The sequence below is a fragment of the Roseateles koreensis genome, assembly GCF_028595305.1.
Classification (GTDB): Bacteria; Pseudomonadota; Gammaproteobacteria; order Burkholderiales; family Burkholderiaceae_C; genus Paucibacter_A; species Paucibacter_A koreensis.
Genome location: NZ_JAQQXS010000011.1, coordinates 139,528 through 161,032, shown reverse-complemented (window position 1 = coordinate 161,032; position 21,505 = coordinate 139,528). Strand labels below are relative to the sequence as shown.

The 21,505-nt window shown below is 59.6% G+C and carries 18 protein-coding genes and 6 tRNA genes; 21 read left to right on the top strand and 3 right to left on the bottom strand.

What is annotated here, in order from left to right; genetic code table 11:
- The first annotated feature begins 20 nt into the window (after positions 1–20).
- From leuB to PRZ01_RS13490, 20 genes are all read left to right on the top strand, one after another.
- Positions 21–1,106 (top strand): 3-isopropylmalate dehydrogenase, encoded by a 1,086-nt coding sequence (gene leuB, locus PRZ01_RS13585; RefSeq protein ID WP_273597333.1) that lies wholly within the window; start codon positions 21–23, stop codon positions 1,104–1,106.
- 97 nt (positions 1,107–1,203) lie between these two features.
- Positions 1,204–2,334 carry an aspartate-semialdehyde dehydrogenase gene (gene asd, locus PRZ01_RS13580; RefSeq protein ID WP_273597332.1) on the top strand — a complete coding sequence of 377 codons (1,131 nt, stop codon included), beginning with the start codon at positions 1,204–1,206 and terminating at the stop codon, positions 2,332–2,334.
- A gap of 408 nt (positions 2,335–2,742) precedes the next feature.
- Entirely contained in the window at positions 2,743–5,481 is a 2,739-nt protein-coding gene (locus PRZ01_RS13575; RefSeq protein WP_273597331.1) for a FimV/HubP family polar landmark protein, read from the top strand.
- 106 nt (positions 5,482–5,587) lie between these two features.
- Positions 5,588–6,370 (top strand): tRNA pseudouridine(38-40) synthase TruA, encoded by a 783-nt coding sequence (truA, locus tag PRZ01_RS13570; RefSeq protein WP_273597330.1) that lies wholly within the window; start codon positions 5,588–5,590, stop codon positions 6,368–6,370.
- A gap of 16 nt (positions 6,371–6,386) precedes the next feature.
- Positions 6,387–7,025, top strand: a complete 639-nt coding sequence (locus PRZ01_RS13565) for a phosphoribosylanthranilate isomerase (protein WP_273597329.1) — start codon at positions 6,387–6,389, stop codon at positions 7,023–7,025.
- 19 nt (positions 7,026–7,044) lie between these two features.
- Positions 7,045–8,307: a tryptophan synthase subunit beta gene (gene trpB / locus PRZ01_RS13560; RefSeq protein ID WP_273597328.1), complete on the top strand. Its 1,263-nt coding sequence runs from the start codon at positions 7,045–7,047 to the stop codon at positions 8,305–8,307.
- The gene (trpA, locus tag PRZ01_RS13555) at positions 8,304–9,101 is read left to right on the top strand and encodes a tryptophan synthase subunit alpha (protein WP_273597327.1); all 798 of its coding nucleotides are present in this window, start codon (positions 8,304–8,306) and stop codon (positions 9,099–9,101) included. Before trpB ends, trpA begins: the two co-directional genes overlap by 4 nt.
- Positions 9,102–9,158: 57 nt before the next feature.
- Positions 9,159–10,031, top strand: coding sequence for an acetyl-CoA carboxylase, carboxyltransferase subunit beta (accD, locus tag PRZ01_RS13550; RefSeq protein ID WP_273597326.1), 873 nt, complete (start codon positions 9,159–9,161; stop codon positions 10,029–10,031).
- Between the two features lie 90 nt (positions 10,032–10,121).
- Positions 10,122–11,420 (top strand): bifunctional tetrahydrofolate synthase/dihydrofolate synthase, encoded by a 1,299-nt coding sequence (folC, locus tag PRZ01_RS13545; RefSeq protein ID WP_273597324.1) that lies wholly within the window; start codon positions 10,122–10,124, stop codon positions 11,418–11,420.
- A gap of 149 nt (positions 11,421–11,569) precedes the next feature.
- Positions 11,570–12,493, top strand: coding sequence for an SPOR domain-containing protein (locus tag PRZ01_RS13540; protein WP_273597323.1), 924 nt, complete (start codon positions 11,570–11,572; stop codon positions 12,491–12,493).
- 31 nt (positions 12,494–12,524) lie between these two features.
- Positions 12,525–13,013, top strand: a complete 489-nt coding sequence (locus PRZ01_RS13535) for a CvpA family protein (RefSeq protein WP_273597322.1) — start codon at positions 12,525–12,527, stop codon at positions 13,011–13,013.
- A gap of 42 nt (positions 13,014–13,055) precedes the next feature.
- A complete protein-coding gene (purF, locus tag PRZ01_RS13530) occupies positions 13,056–14,570 on the top strand; it encodes an amidophosphoribosyltransferase (protein ID WP_273597321.1) in 1,515 nt (504 codons plus the stop codon).
- 35 nt (positions 14,571–14,605) lie between these two features.
- Positions 14,606–15,847 carry an O-succinylhomoserine sulfhydrylase gene (locus PRZ01_RS13525; RefSeq protein WP_273597350.1) on the top strand — a complete coding sequence of 414 codons (1,242 nt, stop codon included), beginning with the start codon at positions 14,606–14,608 and terminating at the stop codon, positions 15,845–15,847.
- Positions 15,848–15,853: 6 nt separating this feature from the next.
- Positions 15,854–17,254: a glutamate--tRNA ligase gene (gltX, locus tag PRZ01_RS13520; RefSeq protein WP_273597320.1), complete on the top strand. Its 1,401-nt coding sequence runs from the start codon at positions 15,854–15,856 to the stop codon at positions 17,252–17,254.
- Between the two features lie 132 nt (positions 17,255–17,386).
- A tRNA-Ala gene (locus PRZ01_RS13515) sits at positions 17,387–17,462 on the top strand.
- 83 nt (positions 17,463–17,545) lie between these two features.
- A tRNA-Glu gene (locus tag PRZ01_RS13510) sits at positions 17,546–17,621 on the top strand.
- A gap of 82 nt (positions 17,622–17,703) precedes the next feature.
- Positions 17,704–17,780: transfer RNA gene (locus PRZ01_RS13505), tRNA-Asp, on the top strand.
- Positions 17,781–17,924: 144 nt separating this feature from the next.
- Positions 17,925–18,000, top strand: a tRNA-Ala gene (locus PRZ01_RS13500).
- A 69-nt stretch (positions 18,001–18,069) separates the two neighbouring features.
- Positions 18,070–18,145 (top strand) — tRNA-Glu (locus PRZ01_RS13495).
- 73 nt (positions 18,146–18,218) lie between these two features.
- Positions 18,219–18,295, top strand: a tRNA-Asp gene (locus tag PRZ01_RS13490).
- Positions 18,296–18,520: 225 nt separating this feature from the next.
- Here PRZ01_RS13490 and lexA read toward each other — a convergent pair.
- A complete protein-coding gene (gene lexA, locus PRZ01_RS13485) occupies positions 18,521–19,252 on the bottom strand; it encodes a transcriptional repressor LexA (protein WP_273597319.1) in 732 nt (243 codons plus the stop codon).
- Between the two features lie 100 nt (positions 19,253–19,352).
- Here lexA and PRZ01_RS13480 point away from each other — a divergent pair, with 100 nt between their 5' ends.
- The gene (locus tag PRZ01_RS13480; protein ID WP_273597318.1) at positions 19,353–20,306 is read left to right on the top strand and encodes an asparaginase; all 954 of its coding nucleotides are present in this window, start codon (positions 19,353–19,355) and stop codon (positions 20,304–20,306) included.
- A gap of 115 nt (positions 20,307–20,421) precedes the next feature.
- Here the strand turns inward: PRZ01_RS13480 and PRZ01_RS13475 are convergent, their stop codons facing one another.
- On the bottom strand, positions 20,422–20,847 hold the full coding sequence (locus tag PRZ01_RS13475; protein WP_273597317.1) for an organic hydroperoxide resistance protein: 426 nt from the start codon (positions 20,845–20,847) through the stop codon (positions 20,422–20,424).
- 82 nt (positions 20,848–20,929) lie between these two features.
- Positions 20,930–21,430, bottom strand: a complete 501-nt coding sequence (locus tag PRZ01_RS13470) for a MarR family winged helix-turn-helix transcriptional regulator (RefSeq protein ID WP_273597316.1) — start codon at positions 21,428–21,430, stop codon at positions 20,930–20,932.
- Positions 21,431–21,505: the final 75 nt, after the last annotated feature.

Below are 21,505 nucleotides of genomic sequence, written 5' to 3'. Positions count from 1 at the left end.
CCAAGCATCAAGGAATTCACATGAAAATTGCAGTGTTGCCGGGTGACGGCATTGGTCCTGAAATCGTGGATGAAGCCGTCCGGGTCTTGAAGGTTCTGGACCTTCCCTTGGAAATGGAATTTGCCGCCGTTGGTGGCGCGGCCTATGAGGCCAGTGGCCATCCCCTGCCTGCTGCTACGCTGAAGCTGGCTCAGGACGCTGACGCGGTGCTGTTCGGCGCCGTGGGCGACTGGAAGTACGACAAGCTGGACCGCCCCCTGCGCCCCGAGCAAGCCATTTTGGGCCTGCGCAAGGAGTTGGGCCTGTTCGCCAATTTCCGCCCGGCCGTCTGCTATCCCGAACTGGTGCATGCGTCTTCGCTCAAGCCCGAACTGGTGGCGGGCCTGGATATTCTCATCATCCGCGAGTTGACGGGTGACATCTACTTTGGCCAGCCGCGCGGTCGCCGCACCGCGGTGGATGGACATTTCCCTGGTAGCGAAGAAGCCTTCGACACCATGCGCTATTCACGTCCAGAAATTGAACGCATTGCCCATGTAGCTTTTCAAGCTGCCCGCAAGCGCGGCAAGCGCGTGACCAGCGTGGACAAGGCCAATGTGCTGGAGACTTTCCAGTTCTGGAAAGACGTGATGATCGAGGTCGGCGCTCAGTACCCCGATGTGGAGCTTGACCACATGTACGTGGACAACGCCGCCATGCAACTGGTCAAGGCACCCAAGCGTTTTGATGTGGTTGTCACGGGCAATATGTTCGGTGACATCTTGTCGGATGCGGCGGCCATGCTGACCGGCTCCATCGGCATGTTGCCCTCGGCGTCGTTGGACAAGAACAACAAGGGCCTCTACGAGCCCAGCCATGGCAGCGCGCCTGACATTGCCGGTAAGGGAATTGCCAATCCTTTGGCTACAATCCTCTCCGCTGCCATGATGCTCAAATTTTCCCTCAACCAACCAGAAGCTGCCACTCGTATCGAGTCGGCTGTGGCTGCTGTATTGGCCCAAGGTCTGCGCACGCCAGACATTTGGAGCGAGGGCACCCAGAAGGTGGGCACGCGCGAGATGGGTGATGCGGTGGTTGCCGCCATTACCAAAACCATTAAGAGCTAGTTCGGCTCCGGTTCGTCTCGCCCCTGCACCCCCGGCGAAGCGAGCCGGGGGAGAAAAAGTTCAGAGCAAACTTTTTTAGGGCAATAGAGGTATCCAAATGACGACATTGGTGGGACTGGTTGGCTGGCGCGGTATGGTGGGCTCAGTGCTCATGGAGCGCATGAGCGCTGAGCGCGACTTTGATTTGATCGAGCCGCTGTTCTTCAGCACCTCGAACGCGGGCGGCGCGGCCCCTGCGCAGGCGAAGAACGAAACCAAGCTGCAAAACGCTTTCGACATCGAGCAGCTCAAGCGTTGCGAGATCATCATCACCGCCCAGGGCGGCGACTACACCAGCGAAGTCTTCCCCAAGCTGCGCGCCGCAGGCTGGACCGGGCATTGGATCGATGCCGCTTCGACCCTGCGCATGGAGGCTGATTCGGTCATCGTGCTTGATCCGGTGAACCTGCCCGTTATCAAAAATGCCCTGGCCAACGGCGGCAAGGACTGGATTGGCGGCAACTGCACCGTTTCTTGCATGTTGATGGGCGTCGGCGCGCTCTACAAGGCTGGCCTGGTCGAGTGGATGAGCACGCAGACCTACCAGGCCGCATCGGGCGGCGGCGCGCAACACATGCGTGAACTGTTGACGCAGTACGGCACGCTGAATGGCGAGGTCAAGGCGCTGCTGGACGACCCCAAGAGCGCTATTCTGGAAATCGACCGCAAGGTCATTGCCAAGCAGCGCTCCCTTTCAGCGGCCGAGACGGCCAATTTCGGCGTGCCCCTGGGCGGCTCCTTGATTCCGTGGATCGACAAAGATCTGGGCAATGGCATGTCCAAGGAAGAGTGGAAAGGCATGGCCGAAACCAACAAGATCATGGGCCAGGGCGAAGGCTTTGGCACGGCTGCGGTACCGGTCGATGGTTTTTGCATCCGTGTCGGTGCAATGCGCTGCCACAGCCAGGCCCTGACCTTCAAGCTCAAGAAAGATGTGCCCTTGGCTGACATTGAGGCCATGATCGCCGCTGACAACGAGTGGGTGAAAGTCGTTCCCAATACGCGTGAGGCCAGTGTGCAAGACCTGACCCCGGTCGCAGTGACGGGCACCATGACCATTCCAGTGGGGCGCTTGCGCAAACTGGCTTTCGGGCCGGACTATCTGGGAGCATTCACCATTGGCGACCAACTGTTGTGGGGTGCGGCTGAACCCTTGCGTCGCATGCTGCGCATCTTGCTGGACCGTTGAAACTCCCCGGGCAAGGCCGGGTTCCTCCGCTCAAGCGTTGCCTGCAAGCGACAAGCAGGCTCAGCTCTTGCAAACTGCTACATCTCCACGGTGTTTATGCGGCTTTGCATGAGCTTGCTTGCGTATATGCTTGCTGCTGTTAGAAATTCCAGCGGTGACTGCAATGCATGGGCCCTGCCTGAGCGCGGTTGAGAGTCGAGAATTGATCGGCAACAGAAGCGGGCGTCCCGAGGCGCTCGCTTGCTTGCTTTGGGGGATGTCTTGAAAAGAATTAGCAGCGCAATGCAAGACGGGGCGGAACTGGTTTCCGATATCGTGGCACATCGACCTGAATCGAGTGGTTCAACTCGCGGCCGATTCTTCGCCAAGGTGCCGGGCCTTCCCCGATCTCAGATTGCCGCAGCGGCCTTGCTGCTCCTCAGTGCGCAAGCCGGCGCTGTGGGCCTGGGCCGCCTGTCTGTGCAATCAGCGCTGGGCGAAACCCTCAAAGCCGAGATTGATATCACCAGTCTCAGCGCTGAAGAAGCCAGTACCCTGAAGGTGCGGGTGGCCCCACCTGATGCCTATCGCGCGACGGGCGTGGAGTACAACAGCCTGCTGAATGGCACCACCGTCCAAGTGACGCGCCGCGATGGGCGCACTTTTTTGCGTGTCAGCGGCGATCGCGCGGTTCAAGAACCGTTTGTGGACGTCATTCTTGAGTTGACCTGGGCCAGTGGCCGCTTGGTGCGCGAATACACCTTGCTGTTTGATCCGCCAGTGAGTAACCGACCCGCGCCGGTACAAACCACGCCGGCCATTGTGGCTGCAGCACCTGTTCCTGCCCCCACCCCGGCATTGGCTGAGCCTGTTGCCACGCCCGTGCCGGCCGCCCCTGCCAGTTTGCCGCCCGTGAATGCGAAGGCAAGCCCGCCTCCGTCGACTGCATCGGCATCGGCACCCAGCCGTCCCAAGGCGGAGGCCAAGACGGAACCCCGCCCTGAAGTCAAAGTCGAAACTAAGGCCGAGCCCAAACCGCAAGGCGAGGCAGCCCAGCGGACGCAAGCGGCGTCGGAATATCGGGTCAAACCGGGCGATATCTTGTACCGCATCGCCGTCAAGACCCAGCCGTCGGGCATTTCCCTGGATCAAATGCTGGTGGGGCTGTACCGCGGCAACCCCGATGCCTTTGTTGACGGCAATATGAATCGCCTGAAGACCGGGGCCGTACTGCAAGTACCGTCCGCTGAAACTCTGGGCGGTTTGTCTGCCAATGAGGCGCGGCAGGTCATCCGCGCTCAAAGCATGGATTTCAACGCCTATCGCCAGCGCTTGGGTTCCGCTGCGCCCGCCCTGAAACAGGAGCAGGACGAGCGCCAGGCCAAAGGGCAGGTACAAGCCGCGGTTGAAGACAAAAAGCCCGCGGCCAACGTGGCGCCGGACAAACTGACCTTGAGCAAGGCGGCCAGCGCGGCCGATGCGCAAAAGGCGGCGAATGCCAAAGTGGCGCAAGCTTCAAAAGAAACCGAAAAGAAAGATTCAGCCGCACGCGTGGCTGAGTTGACCCGCAATGTGGAGGAGCTGAAAAAGCTATCCAGCGCGGCCAAGCCGGTTTCGGCCAGCACCCCAGTGCCGCAAGACCCCAAGGTCGTTGCTGCACCTGCACCTGCATCCACTCCAGCGCCTGTGACGGCAGCGTCATCGGCGCTGCCTACCGCGGCGGTTGCCGGTCTGCCGGCCGTGCCCGCTTCGGCCTTGCCGCAGACGGTGGCCAAGGAACCTGCGGCCGCCTCAACGCCTGCGTCTGCAGTTCGCCGTGTGGCCGCTGCAAGCGCGCCGGCGGCCATTGCGCCGACCACTGAAAAGCCGGAGCCCAGTTTCCTGGACTCACTGCTCGAGAGTTCTTTGCTCTTGCCGCTGGGGGGGGGTGTGGCGGCCGCCTTGGGCGCGTTCGGCCTGTATCGCTTGCGGGGACGGCGTGGTTCTGGTAAGCCGGATACCGGCTTCCATGAAAGCCGCGCTCAGCCTGATTCTTTTTTTGGTGCCACGGGTGGCGCGCGCGTGGACACCCGGGATGCGAGCAGTGGCGGCTCCTCCATGAATTATTCCTTGAGTCAGTTGGATGCCATTGGCGACGTGGATCCGGTGGCTGAAGCCGATGTGTATCTGGCTTATGGCCGGGACCTGCAGGCGGAGGAAATTCTCAAGGAGGCTTTGCGGGCCAATCCTGAACGACTGGCGATTCGTCTCAAGTTGCTGGAGGTCTATGCCAAGCGCCGGGACACCAAGGGCTTTGAGCAATTGGCTATCCAACTGTATGCCGAGACACATGGCCAAGGGGATGACTGGGCCAAGGCGCAAGAATTGGGCCGGCAGATCGATCCCGAAAATCCGCTGTATCAGCCGGGTGGCGCTCCGTTGCCGCTGGACGACGGGCGTGATGTGCATCCGGAGCCAATGGATGCCAGCACCATGCCCCATACGGTGAGTGCAGGAACCGGAGAACATCTTGCTACCGAGCCTTTGATGGCACGTAGCGAGCCCGCGCCTGAGCCCTTGATGAGCGGTTTCGATTTGGACCTTGATCTGGACTTGGACGGCTCGGCAGGCAAAGTCACGCCTTCGGCGCTAGAGGCTACACAGGCCATGGCGGTGTCGGTGGAACATGCGCCCCTGTCAATGGACTTCGACTTGTCGGAGCCTGTGCCCGCAGCCTCCAAAGCCGGTTCAGACCTTGAATTTGATCTGGACCTACCCGATCTTGACGCGCCCGCGGATGCAAGCACCCCTGCGACTTCTGCGCATGAGGGTTCGCTCGATTTCGACCTGTCTTCGATTGATCTGTCTTTGCCGAGCGACGGCGCGGCGGTCGCTGAGCATGTGCCGCCGATTCCTGCGGCGGAGTCTTCCAGTTTTGACGGTGAACTGCCGGCCGAATTTGCAGCCATGCTGGACAAACCGGTGGCGCCTGCCGGAGAGCCGCTAGGCGATATCGATGCATTGGCCGACGACGGCGGCGATCCCTTGATGCGTCAATTGGAATTGGCGGATGAATTCCGGCAGATTGGCGACACTGAAGGTGCCCGCGAAGTGCTGCAAGAGTTGGTAGGCAAAGCCAGCGGCCCATTGCGGGATCAGGCCCAGGCCATGCTCAACGAATTGCGCTGAGCCTGATCGAACCGCTCAAGGCGCTCTGTTTGCGGAGCGCCTTTTTTTATTCAGTCTTGAACTGTTGAATGCTTGAACTTTTGATGCGGACGGAAGGGGCGCGAACATGCGCGTTGCGCTGGGAGTGAGTTACCGGGGCCAGGCCTACCATGGCTGGCAGAGTCAGGTGGACCGGCAAACGGTGCAGGACGTGCTGGAGGCCGCGCTGAGCGAGTTTGCGGCCCAACCTATTCGTACCCTCTGCGCGGGGCGCACGGACACGGGCGTGCACGGGCTCAATCAAGTGGTGCACTTCGACACTGAAGTGGCGCGTGAGGCTGCCTCATGGGTGCGCGGCACCAACCGGTATCTGCCTGCCGATGTGGCGATTCAATGGTGCGAGTTTCCAGGCGATGATTTCCATGCCCGCTTCTCCGCGCAGGGGCGGCGTTATGTGTTTTTGGTGTTGGAGTCTGCCGTTCGCCCAGCGATCGAAGCCGGCGGTGTGGGTTGGGTGTTTCGCGCACTCGATGGCGACGCCATGCGGGCGGCAGCGTCGCTGCTTTTGGGCGAACATGATTTCAGTGCCTTCCGCGCCGTGCAATGCCAGGCGAAATCGCCGGTCAAGACGATTCGTGCAATTGAAATCTCAAGGCGCGGGGCGTACTGGCGATTTGATTTCGACGCCTCGGCGTTTCTGCACCACATGGTGCGCAATATCATGGGGTGTCTGATCGCCGTTGGCAATGGCACCCAGAGCCGCGAATGGCTGGCTGAGGTGCTGGCGGGGCGAGATCGCAAACGAGCGGCACCGACCTTTCCGGCTGATGGGCTCTACTTCAAGGGCCCATACTACGAGCCGCAGTTTCAAATTCCTGAACATACGGCCGCCATGGACTGGCTGCCTTGAGCCCCGCATTGACAGCATGAGCCGTACCCGAATCAAGATTTGTGGCCTGACGCGTGAGGCTGATGTTGCAGCTGCGGTTGAGGCCGGCGCTGATGCCATTGGCTTTGTGTTTTACGCCAAGAGCCCTCGCCATGTCACGCCGGCACGTGCCGCTGAGTTGGCGCGTTTGTTGCCACCCTTTGTGACGCCGGTGGGTTTGTTCGTTAACGCACCGGAGGCCGAACTGGCGCAAGCACTTCAGGCGCTGCCCAATATGCTGCTGCAGTTTCACGGTGACGAGTCGCCCGCCGCGTGCGAGCGGGCAGGGCGGCCATACTTGCGTGCCGCTCGTATGGGGCCTGGCTTTGATTTGTTAAACTTCGCGCAACAGTATTCAAGTGCCCAGGCCATTTTGCTCGACGCGCACGTTGAGGGTTATGGCGGTGGTGGAAAGGTTTTCGATTGGTCACTCATTCCAAAAAACGTGCCCTCTCCAGTCGTTTTGTCTGGTGGGTTGCATGCCGGAAATGTGCTGACCGGGATTCTTCAGGTTCGGCCGACCGCCGTTGATGTGAGTTCCGGCGTCGAAGAGGCCAAGGGCCTCAAGAGCGCCGAGATGATCCGTCAGTTCTGTGATGCCGTGCGCCAAGCCGATGCGCGCATCACGCAATCCTGAAATGCAGAGAGAAGAATCCATGCCAAGTTATCAACAGCCTGATGCCCAAGGGCATTTTGGCCCCATCAAGGGCCAGACCTACGGCGGCAGCTTTGTCGCCGAAACCCTGGTCCACGCCTTGAACGAGCTGAAAGAGGCTTATGCCCACTACAGCAAAGACCCCGAATTCATTGCCGAATTCAACAAGGAGTTGGCACACTTTGTGGGCCGCCCCAGCCCGATCTATCACGCTGATCGCCTGAGCCGTGAATTGGGTGGTGCGCAAATTTTTCTCAAGCGCGAAGACCTGAATCACACGGGCGCGCACAAGATCAACAACACCATCGGCCAAGCCTTGCTGGCCAAGCGCATGGGCAAAAAGCGCATCATTGCCGAAACCGGCGCGGGCCAGCACGGCGTGGCCACGGCCACCATCTGCGCGCGCTATGGCATGGAGTGCGTGGTGTACATGGGCTCTGAAGACGTCAAGCGCCAGAGCCCCAACGTCTATCGCATGAACCTGCTTGGGGCCCGCGTGGTGCCGGTGGAATCAGGTTCCAAAACGCTGAAGGATGCGCTCAATGAGGCCATGCGCGATTGGGTGACAAATGTGGAGTCCACTTTCTACATCATCGGTACCGTGGCTGGCCCGCACCCGTATCCGATGATGGTGCGCGATTTCCAGCGTGTCATCGGTGATGAATGCCTGGTGCAGATGCCGGAGATGATCGGCCGCCAGCCGGACGCCGTCATCGCTTGCGTGGGCGGCGGCAGCAATGCCATCGGCATTTTCTACCCCTACATCGACCGCGCGGAGACTCGCTTGATCGGCGTCGAGGCGGCCGGCTTGGGCCTGAGCACCGACAAGCATGCGGCCACCCTGTCGCTGGGCACGCCGGGCGTGCTACATGGCAACCGCACCTATCTGCTGCAAGACGCAAACGGGCAGATCATTGAAACCCATTCCGTTTCCGCGGGGTTGGACTATCCCGGCGTTGGCCCTGAGCATGCCTACTTGAAGGACAGCGGCCGTGCCGAATACGTCAGCGTGACCGACGACGAGGCACTGGCCGCTTTTCATCGCCTGTGCCGCAGCGAGGGCATCATCCCGGCGCTGGAATCCAGTCATGCGCTGGCCTATGCCTTGAAATTGGCGCCCACGCTGCCTGCTGACCAGCACTTGCTGGTGAACTTGTCGGGCCGGGGTGACAAGGACATCGGGACGGTTGCTGACCTGTCACGCGCCGAGTTTTTCTGTCGCCCGTCCTGCAAAGGCCAATCGGTCAAAGGAGCTCAAGCATGAGTCGCATCGAAGCTACCTTTGCCCGCCTGGCGCAAGAGGGCCGCAAGGCCTTGATTCCCTTTGTCACGACCGGTGACCCTTATCCTGAAACCACGGTGGAGCTGATGCTCGCTATGGCCGAAGCCGGGGCCGATGTGATCGAATTGGGCGTGCCTTTTTCTGACCCCATGGCGGACGGACCGGTGATTCAGCGTGCCGCTGAACGTGCCGTGCGTGCGGGCATCGGCATGCCGCAGGTGCTGGCAGATGTGCGCCGGTTCCGCGAAAGCAATCAACGCACCCCCGTGGTACTGATGGGTTATGCCAATCCGATTGAGCGCTACGGCCAAGCGCGTTTCGTCGCCGACGCCAAGGCCGCCGGTGTGGATGGCGTGCTGGTGGTGGACTACCCGCCCGAGGAGTGCGAGGTTTTTGCCGGCTTGATGCAGTCGGCTGACATGGACCCCATTTTTCTGCTGGCGCCAACCTCCACCGATGAGCGCATGGCCCGTATTGCCGCGGTGGCACGAGGCTATGTCTACTACGTCTCTCTCAAAGGAGTGACGGGTGCAGGGCACCTGGATACCGCAGCGGTGGCGGCGATGATTCCCCGTATTCGACGCCATGTTTCGGTGCCGGTGGGGGTGGGTTTTGGCATTCGCGACGCCGCAACGGCGCGTGCTGTGGCTGATGTTTCAGACGCAGTGGTCATCGGTTCCCGCCTGGTTGAACTGCTGGAAGGCCAGCCGCGCGATAATGTGGCCGCAACCGGCGCGAAATTCATTCGAGAAATTCGCGCTGCGCTGGATGCTTGATGGCCTGGCCTCGCTTTGTCGCGGGGCCTGTGTCCAATTTTTTAGAGGAGTCTGCCCGTGAGTTGGCTTGAAAAACTACTGCCGCCCAAGATGCAGCAAACCGACCCCAACGAGCGCCGCATGGTGCCCGAAGGGTTGTGGATCAAATGCCCGTCTTGCGAAACCGTGCTGTACAAGACTGACTTGGAGCAGAACATCAATGTCTGCCCCAAATGCAGCCACCATCACCGCATTGGCGCCCGTGAACGCTTGAACGCATTTCTTGACGGTGAAGGCCGTTACGAAATCGGGCAAGAAGTGCTGCCTGTTGACGCGCTCAAGTTCAAAGACAGCAAAAAGTATCCCGACCGCCTGAAAGAGGCGCTGGAAAACACCGGCGAGACCGATGCGCTGGTGGTTTTTGGTGGCGCGGTCATGACGGTGCCCGTGGTGGCGGCTTGTTTTGAGTTCAACTTCATGGGCGGTTCCATGGGGTCAGTGGTGGGCGAGCGTTTTGTGCGCGGGGTCGAATCTGCCATTGAACAAAAAACGCCATTCATTTGCTTCACCGCGACAGGCGGCGCCCGTATGCAAGAAGGCTTGTTGAGCTTGATGCAAATGGCCAAGACCAACGCCGCTTTGACCCGGTTGGCCAAGGCCAAATTGCCCTATGTCTGCGTGTTGACCGATCCGACCATGGGTGGCGTCTCCGCCAGCTTTGCTTTTGTGGGCGATGTGGTGATTGCCGAGCCCAAGGCGCTGATTGGCTTCGCCGGGCCGCGCGTGATCGAGAACACCGTGCGTGAAAAGCTACCTGCCGGCTTCCAGCGCGCCGAGTTCTTGATGGAAAAAGGCGCTGTCGACATGATTGTTGATCGTCGTCAACTGCGCGAAACCATTGCGCGGGCCTTGGCCATGCTGCAGCGCCAGAGCTCTGACGCGGTCGCTTGACGACGCTTCTTCAACTTTTCAGATTGAACGACCCGGCCAGGCCCACAAGGTCTGGCCGTCTTGTTTCCGTTTCCAATGAATTCGTCCACCATGCCTGAAACGCTTGATGAATGGCTCGCGCACTGTGAGCGACTCCACCCCAAGGTCATTGATATGACGCTTGATCGGGTGATCGCTTTGCGAGATCGCTTGAACTTGAAGTTTGCGGCGCCCGTGGTGATGGTGGCCGGGACCAATGGCAAAGGGTCTACCTGCGCCATGCTGGAGTGCATCGCACTGCAGGCTGGCTATCGGGTTGGGCTGTACATCAAGCCGCATCTGGTTCACTTTGAGGAGCGTTGCCGGGTGGGCGGCGCCCCCGTTGAGGCCGCGACGCTGCTGCCGTTCTTCGCTGCGATTGAAGCGGCCCGTGGTGACTTGACGCTCTCGTATTTCGAGTTCACCACGCTGGCCATCATGATGCGCCTGGCTGCCGAGCCCTTGGACCTTGTCATTCTTGAGGTGGGCCTGGGTGGACGCTTGGACGCCGTCAACGCGATCGACGCGGATTGCGCAGTGATCACCAGCATCGATCTCGATCACACCGAGTACCTGGGCGCGGACCGTGAGTCTGTCGGCCGAGAAAAGGCCGGCATCATGCGCGCCGGGCGACCCGTGGTGGTCAGTGACCCCATGCCGCCTGCCAGCTTGGCACTGCGTGCCGCTGAAATTGGTGCCGACCTGCGGCAATTGGGGCGTGATTTCAATTACAACGGCGACCGCCAGCAGTGGCAGTGGTCGGGGCGTGAGAAGCGCTTCAGTGGTTTGGCTTACCCCGCGCTGCGGGGCGTCAATCAACTGCTGAATGCTGCGGGCGTGTTGGCGGTGTTTGAGGCTTTGTACGCGCGGCTCCCTATCAGTGCGCAAGCCGTTCGCAATGGGTTGGCGATGGTTGATCTACCCGGGCGTTTTCAAGTCGTGGCGGGCCAACCTGCCTTGGTGCTGGATGTCGCCCACAATCCTCACGCGGTGGCCGCGCTGGCACAGAATTTGGACCAAATGGGCTTCTACCCGCGCACTCACGCGGTGTTTGGCGCGATGGCAGACAAGGATTTACCGGCTATTTTCCAGAAAATGGCGCACTTGGTGGATGTCTGGCATTTTTGCGATCTTGAAATTCCTCGCGCCGCGACCGCGCAGGACTTGCAGCGCCAATTCGAATCCCTGCGCGCCTCGGGTGGCTTGAAGCCCGTGGCCGGCGTGGCCTCACACTGCCATGCCGATCCACTCGCAGCGCTGGCTGCAGCGGCGGCAGCGGCGGACCCCGCTGATAGAATTCTCGTGTTTGGCTCTTTCTACACCGTGGGGGGCGTACTCAAGAACGGCGTGCCTCGATTGCAGTCCGCTTGAATTCTTGAGAAAGAGGGTCAGATCAGGCTTGCCGGACCCCACTTCAGGTGCCTCGGCTATGTGGCTTGCTCGGCTTGGTGTTGAAGTCGATCGTTCCCCCTGGCGTTTTTACTCCCTTCATCAACCCAACCATTTGCTCCGCCACATTCATGGGTTTGCTGTCATTTTTCAAGCGATCAAGCAATAAGCCGGCCGCCAAGCCGGTGTCGGACACCGCAGACGCCGTGCAACAACTGCGGCTGCAAGCGCGGCGTCGGTTGATCGGTGCGGCGGTGCTGGTCGCACTGGGGGTGATTGGCTTCCCCATGGTGTTCGAAACCCAGCCCCGGCCCATTCCGATCGACCTGCCGATCACCATTCCAGACAAAGACGGTGTGCAGGTTTTGCATGCGCCCGCCGTGCCGGCGCCGCAGCAGCCTGCTGCCGAATTGCAGAACCCCGCTCGGTCGCCGCTGGCCCAAGAAGCCGCGCCGCAACGGATTGCCCCGCCTGAATCGAAGGTAGCTCCGGCCGCCGACCCCGTGCCAGGGCCGGCATTGCCTGTTGTAGAAGCAATCGCTGCCGCCAAAGTTGCCGAGGCGGCACGCCCGGTGCCCAAGTTGACGGAAAAGCCGGCGGAAAAGTCCGCCGAAAGACGCAGCGACAAAGTGGCCGAGAAAGCTGCAGAAAAGGCCGCAGAAAAGGCCGCCGAAAAAAAAGCAGCTGAAAAAACGTCCGAAAAAGCCGCCGCTGCGAAAGCCAATAAAGACGAAGCCGCTCGCGTGCAGGCCTTGCTGGACGGTAAACCAGCTTTGAAGGCTGATGACAAAAAAGCTGCAAGCGCTGAAGCCGCGAGCAATGCCCCTGTTCGTTTGGTTCTGCAAGTCGGTGCTTATGCCGATGTCAAATCAGCACAGGAAGCGCGCCACAAGGTCGAAAAATTGGGTTTGAAAACCTATACCCAGGAAGTGACTACGCCGGCGGGGACCCGAATTCGAGTGCGGGTTGGCCCTTTCTCAAGCCGTGACGAAGCCGACAAGGCCGCAGCCAAGGTACGCGGTACCGGCTTGAGCACTGCGGTGCTTACGCTGTAGATGAGCCCTGCCGCTCAACGTTGCGCCTGCCATGGTCTGGGTTGACTATGTTTTTCTGGCCATTGGGGGCGTGTCGGTCCTGATGGGCGTGTGGCGCGGTTTGGTGTTTGAGGTCTTGTCATTGGCTGGATGGCTGGTGGCCTATGTGGCCATGCCTTTTGTGGCACCCTATTTGGCGGGTGTTTTGCCGCAGGAGCGTTTGGGGCAGAGCGCGACGCATGTGTTGAGCCTGGGTTTGAGTTTTTTGTTGGTGTTGCTGGTGTGGGGTGTGTGCGCCAAATTGTTGCGAGGCCTCATTCACGCCACGCCTTTGAGTCTTGTGGACCGCTTGGCTGGCGCGGGGTTCGGGCTTTTGCGGGGTTTGCTGATTTGCGTGGCGGCTGTGTTGGTGGTCAGCATGACGCCCGCCGTGAAGTCTGAAATCTGGACCCAGTCGCAATTGGTACCGGGCTTGAAAGTTGTGCTTCAAGTGGCGCGTCCGGCATTGCCTGAAGAAGTTTTGAAATGGATACCGGCCTGAGCCTCTTGCGCGGGTCGTTTGTTTAGAAGTGAAGGAATAGCCATGTGTGGCATCGTCGGCGTGATCTCCCCCTCCCCAGTCAATCAACTGATCTATGACGCGTTGCTGCTGCTACAGCACCGTGGGCAGGATGCCGCGGGCATCGTCACCATGCAGGGCAACAAGTGTTTCATGCACAAGGCGCGCGGCATGGTGCGGGATGTGTTTCGTACGCGCAATATGCGGGCCTTGCCTGGCTCCATCGGCTTGGGTCAAGTGCGCTACCCGACGGCGGGCAATGCCTACAACGAAGAAGAGGCCCAGCCTTTCTACGTCAACGCCCCGTATGGTTTGGTGCTCGTGCATAACGGCAATCTGACCAATGCGCAAGCCTTGAAGGCCGAGTTGTTCAATGTGGACCGCCGCCACATCAACACTGAAAGCGATTCGGAAGTCTTGCTGAACGTGCTGGCTCACGAGCTCGAATTGGCCGCCCGCAACTTGCCCTTGACGCCCGACGAAGTGTTCAAGGCCGTGCGCGCGGTGCACAAGCGTATCAAGGGCAGTTATGCCGTGATCGTTTTGATTGCAGGCCATGGCTTGTTGGCTTTCCGCGACCCGTACGGCATTCGTCCCCTGTGCTTTGGGCAGGCTGCGGATGGTGAATTCATGGTAGCGAGCGAGAGCGTTGCACTCGAAGGCACGGGCCATCAACTCGTGCGCGATGTGGCCCCAGGCGAGGCCTTGTTCATCGACATGAAAGGCCAGATGAGCACCCAGCAATGTGCGGACAATCCGACGCTGCAACCCTGCATGTTCGAGTTTGTGTACCTGGCTCGTCCTGATTCGGTGATGGACGGCATCTCGGTTTACCAAGCCCGCTTGAACATGGGTGAAACGCTGGCGCAGCGCCTGGTGTCGACCATGCCCCCGAGCGATATCGATGTGGTGATCCCCATCCCAGAGTCCAGCCGCCCCTCGGCCATGCAACTGGCTCATCGCATCGGCAAGCCGTACCGTGAAGGTTTCGTGAAGAACCGCTACGTCGGCCGCACCTTCATCATGCCGGGGCAGGGCGCGCGCAAGAAGTCGGTTCGCCAAAAGCTCAACGCCATCGGCCTGGAGTTCAAGGGCCGCAATGTCTTGCTGGTGGACGACTCCATCGTGCGCGGCACCACGTCCAAAGAGATTGTGCAGATGGCTCGCGAGGCCGGTGCCCGCAAGGTCTATCTGGCCTCGGCCGCGCCGCCGGTGCGCTATCGCAATGTGTACGGCATCGACATGCCTACCAGCGCCGAGTTGGTGGCACACAACCGCAGCATCGAAGAAATTCGCCAGTTCATTGGCGCCGATGCCTTGATTTATCAAGATGTGGACGCGATGAAGCGCGTCGTGGCCGCCCTGCAGCCCAAGTTGCAAGGTTTTGAAGCCTCGTGCTTTGATGGGCACTACATCACCGGCGATGTCACCGCTGAAGATTTCGCCGCGATGGAATCGCAGCGTTTGAGCCAGGGCGGCGACGAGGAGGAGGGCCCGGCCCGCAGCCGCTTGGCCTTGCAAAGCCGCCAAGAGCCCTGAGCATGAGGGGTGACGACGCGATGGAAATGAATGACATGAGTGACGAGCAGCGCCGCATCGAGCGTGCTCGCCTGCCTGCCGGCCTACGCCCCGAAACGCTCGCGGTGCGCACGGCGCTGGCGCCTAGCCAGCATGGCGAGAATTCCGAGGCCCTGTTTCTGACCAGCGGTTTTGTGCAGCCCGATGCCCAGACCTCGGCCGAGCGCTTTGCCGCGTCGGAAGACTTCACCTACGCACGCACCAGCAACCCCACGGTGCGCAGCTTCGAGGCGCGTTTGGCGGCCCTGGAAGGCACCGAGGCGGCTGTTGCTACGGCCACCGGCATGAGCGCCATCCTGCTCTTGATCATGGGCCTGCTGAAGGCGGGCGACCATGTGATCTGCTCGCGCTCGGTGTTTGGCTCCACCATCAATCTATTTGCCAAGGAGTTTGGCAAGTTCGGGGTCGAGACTAGCTTTGTCTCCCAGACCGATCTGGCCGAGTGGCGCGCCGCCATCAAGCCAAGCACCAAGCTGTTCTTCGCCGAGACGCCGACCAATCCGCTGACCGAGATTTGCGACATCCACGCCCTGGCTGACATTGCCCACGGTGCTGGCGCACTGCTGGTGGTGGACAACAGCTTTTGCTCGCCTGCGCTGCAGCGCCCGGCCGAGCTAGGGGCCGATCTGGTGATGCATTCCGGTACCAAATATCTGGATGGACAGGGCCGAGTGATGGCCGGCGCGCTCTGTGGGCCCGTGAAGTTGATCAAGGATGTGTTCGGCCCGGTGATTCGCACCGCAGGCATGACCTTGGCCCCCTTCAATGCCTGGGTGGTTCTGAAGGGCCTGGAGACACTCTCCCTGCGCATGAAGGCCCATAGCGAGAATGCTCTGGCGGTGGCGCAGTGGCTGGAGCGCCGGCCCGAAGTGGCGAGGGTTTATTACCCTGCACTGGCTTCGCATCCCCAGCATGAGTTGGCGATGCGCCAGCAAGGCGGGCAGGGCGGTGCCGTGGTGGCATTTGAGTTGCATGGCGACACGCCGGAGGCCGCACGTGCCGCTGTGTTCCACGTCATTGACAGCACTCGCGTACTGAGCGTTGCCACCAATTTGGGCGATACCAAATCCATCATTACTCACCCGGCCACCACCTCGCATGGGCGTCTGAGCGAGGCCCAGCGTCAAGCCGCAGGCATCAGCCAAGGCTTGATTCGCTTGGCCGTGGGCCTCGAGCACGTGGATGACATCACCGACGATTTGCTGCGCGGCCTTGCCACGCTGAACCCCTCGAAATAAGTTGAAATGAGCCAAGCCATCACCCCCGTTCGCACCCGTATCGCGCCTTCGCCCACCGGTTTTCTGCACCTGGGAACGGCGCGCACGGCCCTGTTTTCTTGGGCCTATGCACGCCATTTCGGCGGGCAATTCGTGCTGCGCATCGAAGACACCGACGTCGCCCGCTCCTCCCAAGATTCAGTGGATCAGATCATCGCGTCCATGAACTGGCTGGGCCTGACTTACGACGAGGGCCCGATCTATCAAATGCAACGCCTGGACCGCTACAAGCAGGTGGTCGAGCAAATGCTGGAGGAGGGCAAAGCCTACCGCTGCTACTGCTCCCCGGAAGAACTGGAAGCCATGCGTGAGGGGCAACGCGCCCGCGGTGAGAAAACGGGTTACGACGGACGCTGGCGCCCCGAGCCGGGCAAAGTGCTGCCGCCCGTGCCAAGCGGCGTTGAGCCGGTGATTCGCTTCAAGAACCCGCCTGAAGGCGATGTGACTTGGGATGACTTGGTCAAAGGCCCCATCACCATCAACAACCGCGAAATTGACGACCTGATCATCGTGCGCCCTGACGGCGTCCCTACCTACAACTTCTGCGTGGTGGTGGACGATTGGGACATGAAGATCAGCCATGTCTTCCGTGGTGACGAGCACGTCAACAACACGCCATGGCAGATCAACATCTTCCAGGCCTTGGGTGCGCCGCTGCCCAAGTTCGGTCATTTCCCAATCATTCTGGGCGATGATGGCCTGAAACTGTCCAAGCGCCGCGGCGCTGTCAGCGTCACGAATTACGAAGAATTGGGCTACCTGCCCGAGGCCATGTTGAACTATCTCTCGCGCCTGGGCTGGAGCCACGGCGACGACGAGTTGTACTCGCGTGAGCAATTGGTGTCGTGGTTTGACGGCACCCACCTGACCAAGAGCCCCGCCCAATGGGACCCGGCCAAGCTGGCGTGGGTCAACAGCCACTACATGAAGCAGGCCGATGACGCCCAGTTGGCCCAATTGGTGCGAGTGCAATTGGCCAAACGTGGCATTCATGCCGAGTTGCCCACCTTGCAAGCCATGGCAGCCCTGTTCAAGGACCGTTGTGCGACGACCGTGGCACTGGCCGATTGGTTGGCGATGTATTTCGAGCCGGTCACGCCGAGTGAGCAGGATCTGGCTACGCATGTGACCGAAGTCGTCAAACCTGCGTTGATAACCTTGGCGGAGAAATTCGCAGATATCGAATGGACCAAGGCAGCCATCGCCACGGCCATCAAGGAAACCATCGCCACGCATGGCCTGAAGATGCCCCAACTGGCTATGCCCGTCCGCGCTTTGGTGTGCGGAAGGGTGCAGACGCCCAGCGTTGACGCAGTGTTGGCGTTGTTTGACAAAGAAATTGTGATGAAACGCTTGCGCAACGCATAAAAAACGTTCTACAATCGTTGTCTTGCTTGAACAGCGTTAGGCATTCAAGGTGTTAGGCAGCAATCAGGATGAGATTGATAAGCCCGGAGTGATCAGGGTAAATCAGGCAGCTTGAATTGAGGCTTGTACTTTGGGGGTATAGCTCAGCTGGGAGAGCGCTTGCATGGCATGCAAGAGGTCAGCGGTTCGATCCCGCTTACCTCCACCAAGAGTTTTATTTGTTATATAATTTTTATGTAATAATAGATTCTCTGAATGGCGCGCAGTTCAGGTATGAAACAAGAAGGTTTAGTCCCCTTCGTCTAGAGGCCTAGGACACCACCCTTTCACGGTGACTACAGGGGTTCGAATCCCCTAGGGGACGCCAAGTTTGATAAGGCTTGGCAATTATCTTTAGATAATTGCAAAACTTGTCGGTGAAATTGATGATATAATGTTGTCATTCATCTGGAGTGGTAGTTCAGTTGGTTAGAATACCGGCCTGTCACGCCGGGGGTCGCGGGTTCGAGTCCCGTCCACTCCGCCAACATATTGAATATGCAGATTAAGTATCTGCGTAGGTTTGAAGGTCCACATTAATGGATCGGAAAGCGGCCAAGAGATTGGCCGCTTGTATTTGAGATTGAGTTTTTGGCTTGAACGGCGCGGTGCCTGTAGTCTGAAAAGATTCGGGGGTATAGCTCAGCTGGGAGAGCGCTTGCATGGCATGCAAGAGGTCAGCGGTTCGATCCCGCTTACCTCCACCATGATTCCGCGTTGGCGGGGGCGTGGCTGGCGCGCAGTTCAAGTGTAGGTTTGAAAAATTAGAAGGTTTAGTCCCCTTCGTCTAGAGGCCTAGGACACCACCCTTTCACGGTGACTACAGGGGTTCGAATCCCCTAGGGGACGCCAAGTTTGATAAGGCTTGGTAATTGCGGAAGCAGTTACAAACTTATCGGTGTTGTGAATATCAATTCACGCATCTGGAGTGGTAGTTCAGTTGGTTAGAATACCGGCCTGTCACGCCGGGGGTCGCGGGTTCGAGTCCCGTCCACTCCGCCAACATTTCAAAATGCCCGAGATAATTCTCGGGCATTTTTTTTGCCTGAGTTTTCTTTCCAAATCACACAGTAAAGCGCTACGTTGAGGTATTTTCCACTGGCGCGCATTTGCCACGCACGGAGACGCTTCCCCGTTGGGTCGAATATTGCATGCAATATTCGACATGTTCCGAGCAAGAAAAAGCCCCATCAATGGGGCTTTTCCGCGTTGGCCGAGAAATTGTGTTCAGTTGAACATTTGTTTGCGAATCAAACCCACCGCCAAACCTTCTAGCGTGAAGGTCTCATCGTCGTCAGCGACCAAAATGGGCGCGAACTCCGGGTTTTCTGGATGCAGCTCAATGCCGTTGCGGCCGCGCTTGAAACGTTTGACCGTCACTTCATCACCCAAGCGCGCCACTACGATCTGGCCATTCTTGGCCTCGTTGGCTTTTTGTACCGCCAGCAAGTCGCCGTCCATGATGCCGGCGTCTTTCATGCTCATGCCGCGAACGGTCAACAAAAAATCGGGGCGTTGATTGAACATGCTGGCTTCCAGCGTATAGCTTTGCTCAATGTGCTCTTGGGCGAGGATAGGATGCCCTGCGGCCACGCGGCCGACAAGTGGCAGGGTGAGCTGGGCCAAACTGGCCAGAGGCAGTGTAAATTGCGCAGCCAACCTTTGTTTCGGGCGTGCGTTCGCATAGGATGCCGCCATGTCCTTGGCATCTCTTGCTTCATTGAGGGCTCGCAATGTGCCGGACTTGAGACGAATACCCCGAGACGTGCCTCCAACCAATTCGATCGCTCCCTTGCGGGCAAGCGCCTGCAGATGCTCTTCAGCAGCATTGGCGGAGCGAAAACCCAGTTCGGCTGCAATTTCAGCCCGGGTGGGGGGGGCGCCTGTCAGTTCAATCGCCTTGCGTACCAAATCAAGAATTTGTTGTTGGCGGGGCGTGAGTTTGGGCATGTCGTCCATGGGCGTTCTCGTGTTATGACGCCCCAGTGTTGTGGCGTCGAGCAGCGTTGCCTGAATATATATCCAGTAACTGTAAGTTTATCCAGTTTGAATAAAAAATATGCAAAATTCGGCTGAAAAAATGCGCCCTGCGGATCTCGTTGTCATTTTGGGGACGGGTGGCACCATTGCGGGCAGGGCGGCCAAGGCAACAGACAACGTGGGCTATCAGGCGGGTGAGTTGGGCGTTGCGCAATTAGTGGCCGCGGTACCGGGCTTGGAGGCGCATCGCCTTGAAATGCATCAGCTAGCCCAGTTGGACAGCAAAGACATGGATTTCGAGACCTTGCAGCGGTTGGCGCAGCAGGTGTCGTTTCACCTTGCCCGCAATGAAGTGTGTGGCGTGGTGATTACCCACGGCACGGATACCGCTGAAGAAACGGCCTACTTTTTGCAACGGGTGTTGGCGCCCTCAAAGTCGGTCGTGCTGACCGCCGCCATGCGACCCGCAACCGCGCTGCAGGCGGATGGGCCGCAAAATCTGCTGGACGCCGTGGTGCTCGCGCAATGGCCGACTGCGCGGGGAGTTGTTCTGCTCGCTGCCGGGCAGGTGCATGCAGCGGATCAGGTGCAAAAGGTGCACAGTTATCGAATCGACGCCTTCAAGTCCAGAGACGCTGCCCTGTGTGCCGTCGTTGAGGAGGGTCATGTTCGGGAGCTTGGCGTTTGGCCGCGTGGGGACGCCTTGGGTTTGACGCGGATCGCATCGCCAAGCGCCGCGTGGCCCCTGGTTCATATCGTGATGAATCATGTTGGGGCTGATGGGCGCATCGTGGATGCCTTGCTGGCCCAAGGCTGCCAAGGCTTGGTGGTTGCCGGCACCGGCAATGGCACCTTGAGCCAGGGCTTGGAGCACGCTTTGCTGCGCGCCTGTGCACAAGGCGTTCGGGTGCTGCGTGCGAGCCGTTGCGATGCTGGGCCGGTGATTGGCGGAAACGTTGACCAACTGCCCAGTGCCGGTGCGCTGTCGCCCGTTAAAGCACGTATTGAACTGCTGCTGCAATTGTTGGCTTGAGCGACGAATTTCGCGCACCGCGCCCGCAAGCCGACGTGGCTTGCGGGCATTGCCTTGCTGGGGCAGGGCAATGGCTGAGCGGTTAAATCCCGCTCAAACTACGCCTAAACGACGATCAAACCAGGGTCAACGTTACATCGATATTGCCGCGCGTGGCGTTCGAATACGGGCACACTTTGTGGGCTGATTCGATCAAAGCTTGTGCGGCTGCGCGGTCCATGCCGGGCAAGCTGATTCGCATGGCGACCTGAATGCCAAAGCCGCCAGTGATGGGGCCAATGCCAACATCCGAAGTGATGGACACGTCGGCCGGCACGCTCAGCTTTTGGCCTGCGGCCACGGCCTTCATGGCGCCGATGAAACAAGCGGAATAGCCGGCGGCGAACAACTGTTCCGGGTTGGTGCCAGGGCCGCCGGCGCCGCCCAATTCACGTGGCGTGCTGAGTTCGATTTTCAATGCACCGTCGCTGGATGTTGCTGTGCCTTGGCGGCCGCCCGATGCGGTGGCGGTTGCGGTATAGAGGACTTTGTCGAGTGCCATGGTGTTTCTCCAATCAGAGGTTGAACAGGGGGGGGGAATTGCAGGGAGGCGAGGAAGGGGCAATGTCGCTAGCGCACCCGCGCTAGGACTCAAGTGCCTTTGAAAATTCTTGCCGCAACGCGTGCAGCCGCTGCGTGAGTACAGTCAGTTCATCAAGTGAACAGGCGCTGGCGCAGGCCAGTTTCGGGGGGATGCTCAAGGCTTGTTCTTTGAGCACGGCGGCTTGTGGCGTCAGGGCAATATCCACCCGACGTTCGTCATCGGTGGCGCGTCGGCGTTCGATGAGTCCGGCGGACTGCATGCGCTTCAAGAGCGGCGTCAGGGTGCCGGAGTCCAACGCAAGACGCTGGCCCAGGGCGCTGACACTGAGTCCGTCTTGCTCCCACAGCACCAGCATGACCAGGTATTGCGGGTAGGTCAAGCCCAAGGGCGCGAGCAACGGTTTGTAGAGTTTGGTCATGGCCAGCGAGCTTGCGTAGAGTGCAAAACAGAGTTGCCGGTCCAGGCGAAGCCATTCACTTGCAGTGGTGCTTGGCGCGCCGGGCGTCGGGTTGTCTGAGTTCAATGCGGTGCGCGTTGTCATGGCTAATAATGTAGTTGGCAATTAAATAGCACACAATTTAAAAGGTGATTTGATCTGATCAAACGGCTGAGCCCA